This is a genomic window from Roseibium aggregatum IAM 12614 (genome assembly GCF_000168975.1).
Lineage (GTDB): Bacteria > Pseudomonadota > Alphaproteobacteria > Rhizobiales > Stappiaceae > Roseibium > Roseibium aggregatum.
Map to the genome: position 1 here is coordinate 41,024 of NZ_AAUW01000032.1, position 7,021 is coordinate 48,044.

At 60.1% G+C, this 7,021-nt stretch carries 7 protein-coding genes; 6 read left to right on the forward strand and 1 reads right to left on the reverse strand.

The annotated features are described in order from the left end of the window. Positions 1 to 91: 91 nt before the first annotated feature. On the reverse strand, positions 92 to 1,165 hold the full coding sequence (gene hrcA / locus SIAM614_RS29140) for a heat-inducible transcriptional repressor HrcA (protein ID WP_006940223.1): 1,074 nt from the start codon (positions 1,163 to 1,165) through the stop codon (positions 92 to 94). 169 nt (positions 1,166 to 1,334) lie between these two features. Here hrcA and rph point away from each other — a divergent pair, with 169 nt between their 5' ends. The 6 genes from rph to SIAM614_RS29170 form a co-directional block, all read left to right on the forward strand. Beyond that, positions 1,335 to 2,048: a ribonuclease PH gene (gene rph, locus SIAM614_RS29145; RefSeq protein WP_006940224.1), complete on the forward strand. Its 714-nt coding sequence runs from the start codon at positions 1,335 to 1,337 to the stop codon at positions 2,046 to 2,048. 12 nt (positions 2,049 to 2,060) lie between these two features. Next, complete coding sequence (gene rdgB / locus SIAM614_RS29150; protein ID WP_006940225.1) at positions 2,061 to 2,699, forward strand: RdgB/HAM1 family non-canonical purine NTP pyrophosphatase; 639 nt, start codon at positions 2,061 to 2,063, stop codon at positions 2,697 to 2,699. Between the two features lie 15 nt (positions 2,700 to 2,714). Continuing rightward, positions 2,715 to 3,869, forward strand: a complete 1,155-nt coding sequence (gene hemW, locus SIAM614_RS29155; RefSeq protein WP_006940227.1) for a radical SAM family heme chaperone HemW — start codon at positions 2,715 to 2,717, stop codon at positions 3,867 to 3,869. A 279-nt stretch (positions 3,870 to 4,148) separates the two neighbouring features. Further along, positions 4,149 to 5,777, forward strand: a complete 1,629-nt coding sequence (phaZ, locus tag SIAM614_RS29160) for a polyhydroxyalkanoate depolymerase (RefSeq protein ID WP_040441453.1) — start codon at positions 4,149 to 4,151, stop codon at positions 5,775 to 5,777. A 162-nt stretch (positions 5,778 to 5,939) separates the two neighbouring features. Continuing rightward, positions 5,940 to 6,632 carry a glycosyltransferase gene (locus SIAM614_RS29165; RefSeq protein ID WP_006940230.1) on the forward strand — a complete coding sequence of 231 codons (693 nt, stop codon included), beginning with the start codon at positions 5,940 to 5,942 and terminating at the stop codon, positions 6,630 to 6,632. A 164-nt stretch (positions 6,633 to 6,796) separates the two neighbouring features. Further along, on the forward strand, positions 6,797 to 7,021 hold a 225-nt coding region (locus tag SIAM614_RS29170), incomplete at its 3' end, for a DUF2852 domain-containing protein (RefSeq protein ID WP_157140161.1).

A 7,021-nucleotide genomic window follows, 5' to 3' on the forward strand; every position in this document is an offset into this window, starting at 1 on the left:
GGTCCTGTCTGGCTGGTCTCGGGTACAGATGGGGGTGGAGCGGGCGGCTGGTCAAGCCCGTGCCCGTTTGGGAAAACCGGTATAGGCAGGCTTATCCCAGTATCCGGCTCACCAGCCGGGCGGTGTAGTCAACCATCGGGATCACCCTGGCATAATTCAGACGGGTCGGCCCGATGACGCCGAGAACGCCGACGATGCGCTGGTTGCTGTCCCTGTAGGGCGACACCACAAGGGAGGAACCGGACAGCGAGAACAGGTTGTTCTCCGAGCCGATGAAGATGCGCACGCCGTCGCCCTTTTCGGCAAGGCCGAGAAGCTGGATCAGGTCCTTCTTGCTTTCCAGATCGTCGAACAGCAGGCGGATACGCTCCAGGTCCTCAACCGCGTCCAGATCGGTCAACAGGTTCGACCGCCCCCGGACGATCAGCGTGCCCGGATCGGTGGCGCTTTCGCCGCCCCAGACCGCAAGACCCGCGTCGATGACCTTCTGGCTCAGAAGATCGAGTTCGGCCTGGTCCGCGTCGCGCACTCTTTCCAGTTCGGACCGGATTTCCGACAGAGTCCGGCCCTTGATCTGGGCATTCAGATAGTTGCTGGCCTCCACCAGTGCCGATGACGGCAGGTCGCCCGGCAGATCGACAACGCGGTTTTCGACGGACCCGTCTTCGCTGACGAGGATCGCCAGGGCTTTCAGCGGTTCGATGCGCACGAATTCGATGTGTTTCAGCCGCATGTCCGACTTGTGCGTCAACACCACACCTGCGCCCATCGACAGCCCGGACAGCATCTGGCTGGCTTCCGTCAGCACCTGCTCGGCGGAGTTCGCCTTTTGCGAGGCCCGAACCTGCGCATCGATTGCCCGGCGTTCGTCCTGGGTCAGGTCGCCCACTTCCAGAAGGGCATCGACGAAGAAACGCAGGCCGATTTCGGTCGGCAGTCGCCCTGCACTGGTGTGGGGCGAATGCAGGAGACCCAGATGTTCCAGATCGGACATCACGTTGCGGACCGAGGCAGGCGACAGCGAAATGCCGAGCTTGCGCGAAACGTTCCGGGACCCGACGGGTTCGCCGGTCTCCAGATAGGTTTCCACGATCGAACGGAAGATTTCACGGGATCTCTTGTCGAGGTCGCTGAGGCTCAAGGCTTGTTCTCCGAATGTGACCACTCACCGGGGCCGGCCGGGATTCCATGAAAGATATAGGCGCAAATGGGGGCTTGCGTGAAGTATCACAACGCAAGGCCTTTACGGCGGAGGAAGTTGGGGTCTACAAGGCCTCAACGAATACACTGGAGAAACGGCGGTTTTTCCGGAGCGATAGTCGAAAGGGATATGCATGCGTCCGTCAAAACGCGCAGCCGATGAACTCCGTGCGGTCACGCTGGAGCGTGGGGTCTCCAAACACGCCGAGGGCTCTTGCCTCGTCAAGTTCGGCGACACGCACGTCTTGTGCACCGCCAGCCTGGAAGAGCGGGTTCCGCCGTGGTTGCGCGGCCAGAACCGTGGCTGGGTGACTGCCGAGTACGGCATGCTGCCGCGTGCCACGGGCGACCGCATGCGCCGCGAAGCCAGCGCCGGCAAGCAATCCGGCCGGACCCAGGAAATCCAGCGTCTCATCGGCCGGTCGCTGCGCGCCGTCGTCAATCTGGAAGCGCTCGGCGAGAACCAGATCACGGTGGATTGCGACGTCATCCAGGCCGACGGCGGCACCCGCACCGCCTCCATCACCGGTGCCTGGGTTGCCCTGCGCGACTGCATCGAGTGGATGAAAGCCCGCGACATGGTCTCCGGCGAGGTTCTGAAGGATCATATCGCCGCCATTTCCTGCGGTATCTACGAAGGCACGCCGGTGCTCGATCTCGACTACGCCGAAGACAGCACCGCCGAAACCGACGCCAATTTCGTTCTGACCGGGGCCGGCGGCATCGTCGAAATCCAGGGAACGGCGGAGGGTGCGCCTTTCTCCGAAGAGGAATTCGGCAAGCTTATGGGCCTTGCCAAGCTGGGCATCGGCAAGCTGGTCGATCTTCAGAAAATGGCCATTCTCTAAGGGCATCGAAGCATGAGCCACCGCAAGCTGGAACCGGGTAAACTTGTTGTCGCGAGCCACAACAAGGGCAAAATCCGCGAGATCAACGAACTGCTTCAGCCTTACGGTTTCGAAGTGATCTCCGCCGGAGAGCTGGACCTGCCGGAACCGGACGAGACGGGTGTCACGTTCGAGGAAAACGCAGCCATAAAGGCCCATGCGGCGGCCAAGGCTTCGGGCCTGCCGGCGCTGGCCGACGACAGCGGGTTCTGCGTTGCGGCGCTGAACGGCGATCCGGGCATCTATTCCGCGCGCTGGGCAGGGCCGGACAAGGACTTTGCGATGGCCATGCGCACGGTCGAGGAAAAGCTGCAGTCGCTGGGCGCAACCACTGACGACCAGCGCCGCGGCTCCTTCGTCGCCGTGCTGTGCCTGGCCTGGCCGGACGGCAGCGAGGAATATTTCCGCGGCGAAGTCGACGGACAGATCGTCTGGCCGCCGCGCGGCACGCAGGGCTTCGGCTACGATCCGATTTTCCAGCCGGACGGCCATGAGCGGACTTTCGGCGAAATGACGTCGGAAGAAAAACACGGCTGGTCGAAGGATGGATCCGCCCTGTCACACAGGGCGCGGGCATTCCAGCTCTTTTCCGCCGGCTGCCTGGAAGGATAAAAAGACGTGACTGGTGTGGGGGCAGCTGAAGGCGGCTTCGGTATTTATATTCATTGGCCGTTCTGCGCGGCCAAATGCCCTTATTGCGACTTCAATTCCCACGTCCGTCATCAGCCGGTCGACCAGGCCCGCTTTGCGGCCGCTTTCGAGCGCGAACTGTCTCATTTTGCCGATCTGACGAAGAACAAAAAGGTTCAGTCCGTGTTTCTGGGCGGCGGCACGCCTTCGCTCATGGAACCGGCGACGGTCGACCGCATCCTGAAAGCGGTTTCCGATCGCTGGTCGATGGATGAAAATGTCGAGATTTCGCTGGAGGCCAATCCCTCGTCTGTCGAGGCCGAACGCTTTCGCGGCTACCGCTCCGCGGGTGTCAACCGGGTGTCGCTGGGTGTGCAGTCGCTCATCGATACGGATCTGAGGCTGCTTGGCCGCCTGCATGATGCACGCACGGCCCGCACCGCCATCGAAACCGCGCGTGCCACCTTCCCGCGCCTGTCTTTCGACCTCATCTATGCCCGCCCGGGCCAGACGCTGGCCGGCTGGGAGCAGGAACTGAACGAGGCCATCGCGCTTGCAGCCGATCATCTGTCGCTGTATCAGCTCACGATCGAGGAAGGCACGCCCTTCCATACGCTGTTTCATGCGGGCAAGCTGAAGGTACCGGATCCGGATTTGGGCGCTGAATTCTATGAACTCACGCAGAATGTGACCGCCGCTGCCGGCCTGCCGGCCTATGAAGTCTCCAACCATGCCCGCCCAGGCGCCGAATGCCGGCACAATCTGGTCTATTGGCGCTATGGCGACTATGTGGGCGTCGGCCCCGGTGCTCACGGCCGTATCACGGTTGGTGCCAGCCGTCTGGCGACTTCAACCGAGCGCCATCCGGAAACCTGGCTGGAAAACGTCGAGAGCCATGGCCAGGCATTGGTCGAAAACGCCGGTCTTTCCGAGGAGGAGCAGGGCGATGAGTTTCTCCTCATGGGCCTGCGCCTGACCGAGGGCATCGACCTGAAACGCTATGAGCGCTACGCAAGCCGCTCTGTCGATCCTGCCCGTCTGGCCGCGTTAATCGAGCATGGAATGGTCGAAGAAATAGGGGAAAACCGGATTCGGGCCACTCGTGAAGGTTTTTTCGTTCTCGATGCGGTGGTTGCAGATCTGGCTGCCTGAGCAGCTTTGGAACGTGGTTTGTATAAAGCTACCAAATTGATTTAAATGTTCTATTGTGTCTTTTGCATTGCACAGTGATTTGGTGCGAAAATGTCTTTTGCCGCGATCCTCAGCACTTAGGCGCGTATTCAAATACCAATTAGAAGTATTGCGGGCTGCAACAGGCATAGCTATCCTGCTGCAATGCAATACAGTGCGTAAGAACACACGGGCCGAAAAATGTTCATGAACAATGCTAATAGGGCCGGCACCAGTTGGTTCAGCAAAGGAGAGACGTCTTTGCCGTTTTACCACCTTTACGAACTGAACCACGCCGCGATGGCGCCTTTCAGAGCTTTGGCCGACATGACCCGGCTCTACTTCCAGAACCCGCTCAATCCGCTGACTCACACCAGTTACGGCCGGTCTATTGCCGCCGGTTGCGAAGTGCTTGAACGCACCACGCGCCGCTATGGCAAACCGGAATTCGGGCTGAAGGAAACCACCGTCAGCGGTGTGCGCGTTCCTGTACGTGAAGTCAGCGTCTGGAGCCGTCCGTTCTGCGACCTGATCCACTTCGAGCGCGGCGTGACCACGCACCGTAACGATCCCAAGATCCTGATCGTCGCGCCGATGTCCGGCCACTATGCCACACTGTTGCGCGGCACCGTGGAAGCGCTGATGCCGAATGCGGATGTCTATATCACCGACTGGATCGACGCCCGCATGGTGCCGATACAGGAAGGCAAGTTCGATCTGGACGATTACATCGATTACATCATCTCGATGCTGCACTTCCTGGGTCCGGACACGCATATTCTCGGCGTCTGTCAGCCTTCCGTGCCGGTGCTGGCGGCCGTGGCGGTCATGGAAGACCGTGAAGACCCCTATGTTCCCTCCACGATGACGCTGATGGGCGGGCCCATCGACACACGCGTTGCTCCGACCGCCGTCAACGATCTGGCGGTTTCCAAGGGCATCGACTGGTTCAAGAACAACGTCATCATGAAGGTGCCCTTCCCGCATCCGGGCTTCATGCGGGATGTTTATCCCGGCTTTCTGCAGCTTTCCGGCTTCATGAGCATGAACCTCGACCGGCACGTGACCGCGCACCGGGACTTCTTCCAGCATCTGGTGGAAGGTGATGGCGACAATGCGGAAAAACACCGCGACTTCTATGACGAATATCTTGCCGTCATGGACCTGACCGCCGAATTCTATCTGCAGACCGTCGAGACGGTCTTCATCGAGCATGCGCTGCCGAACGGCACCATGAAGCACAACGGCCGTCTGGTCGATTGCGGCAAGATCACACGCACCGCCCTCCTGACTGTCGAAGGCGAGAAGGACGACATCACCGGCCGCGGTCAGACCAGGGCGGCCCATGCGCTCTGCACCAGTCTGGACGACGACATGAAAGCGCATTACGAGCAGCCGAACGTCGGTCACTACGGTGTCTTCAACGGATCGCGCTGGCGGTCGGAAATCGCGCCACGGGTGATGGACTTCATCCGCTCCAACCGCACGGACCTGCGCAAACCCGCCGCAAAGGCACCGGTTGCCAAACCTGCGGCCCCCGCACCGGCGTCTGCGGTCACGCCGGCCGCAGAAGCGACAGCCGAACCGGCCGTAAAGGCCGCTCCCGCACCTGCCAAAGCCAACCCGGCCGCAAAAAGCACCGGCAATTCTCTGGAGAGCATCCTCCTGACCCAGCCGGACGGTGCGGCAGACGATCTGAAGTCGATCAGCGGTGTTGGCCCCAAACTGGAATCCGCGCTCAACGAAGCGGGGATCTTCCACTTCTGGCAGATCGCCGGTCTGACGGAAGAACAGATCGAAGCCCTGGACACCAAGCTCGATTTCCGTGGCCGTATTGCCCGGGACAACTGGATCGAGCAGGCTCGCCAGCTTTCCGAAACGGTGAGCTGAACGTCGCATCGGTAAAGGCACCCACCCGGGTGCCTTTCGCCGTGTGGCGATAACTTGTCCCAAAAAGTCCGGTTTCTGGTGGCAGCCCCTCCGCTGCTATTGATTCTGGCCTTTCGGCCAAATACAAGTGCCGGTCAGACAGCGAGGCCGGAGGTTTCTGTAGTGCTCAATATCTTTATTGGTTTCGATCCGCGTGAAGCGATTGCCTATCATGTTTGCGCCAACAGCCTGACCCGGCTTTCAAGCGACGTGCTGGCGATAACACCGCTGTCGCTACACAACCTGAAGACCTACAACGAGACTCATACCGATGGGTCCAATCACTTCATCTACACCCGTTTTCTGATTCCGAGCCTGATGAACTACAACGGCTGGGCGCTGTTCATGGACGGCGACATGATCGTTCGGGACGACATTGCCAAGCTGTTCGCCATGCGCGACGAAAGCAAGGCGGTGATGTGTGTCCATCACGACTATCAGACCCGCCAGACCACCAAATACCTCGGTTCGAAGAACGAGAACTACCCGCGCAAGAACTGGTCCAGCGTGGTGCTGTGGAACTGCGGCCACCCGGCCAACAAGGTGGTGACGCCCGACTTCGTGATGAATGCAACCGGCGCCCAGCTGCACCGGTTCACCTGGCTGGACGACGACCTCATCGGCGAACTGCCGAAGGAATGGAACTGGCTGCCGGATGAATTCGGCCCCAACCCGGATGCAAAACTTCTGCATTTCACGCTCGGCACGCCCTGCTTCCACGAATATGCCAACGCCCCGATGGCGGCCGAATGGCACCGCGAGAAGCTTCTGGCGAATTATTCGGCGCAACATGTGATTGACGGACCGTTCGACTGATCCGTTCCTCCTTTTACTTATGAATCAATGAATTAAACCCGGTCTGCATCTTCGCAGGCCGGGTTTTTTGGTGCCGGTCATCTGTGATCCCGGTCACAAATCCTTGAAGGCGAATGCGATCATCCCCACTTGGAATGACGTGGATGTCTGAAATGGATAGGACGATGACAACAGCTAAAAGTTGCATGATCAAACCTGCCTGGACGCCGGTAACTATCGGCCTGATGGTGCTGGGGTTCGTGGCATTCTGGCCGCTTGGCCTTGCCATGCTTGCCTACATTCTGTGGGGCGACCGCTTTGAAGGCATGCTCCGCGATGCAAAAGATCAGTGGCGGGGCAGCCCGCTGAAGGGAGCCTTCGAGCAGATGAACACGACCACCCATGCCCGC

What these genes read in the sequence shown, in the direction of transcription:
- rph (WP_006940224.1), top strand. Translation starts at nt 1,335, where the DNA reads ATGCGTCCGTCAAAACGCGCAGCCGATGAACTCCGTGCGGTCACGCTG.
- rdgB (WP_006940225.1), top strand. Translation starts at nt 2,061, where the DNA reads ATGAGCCACCGCAAGCTGGAACCGGGTAAACTTGTTGTCGCGAGCCAC.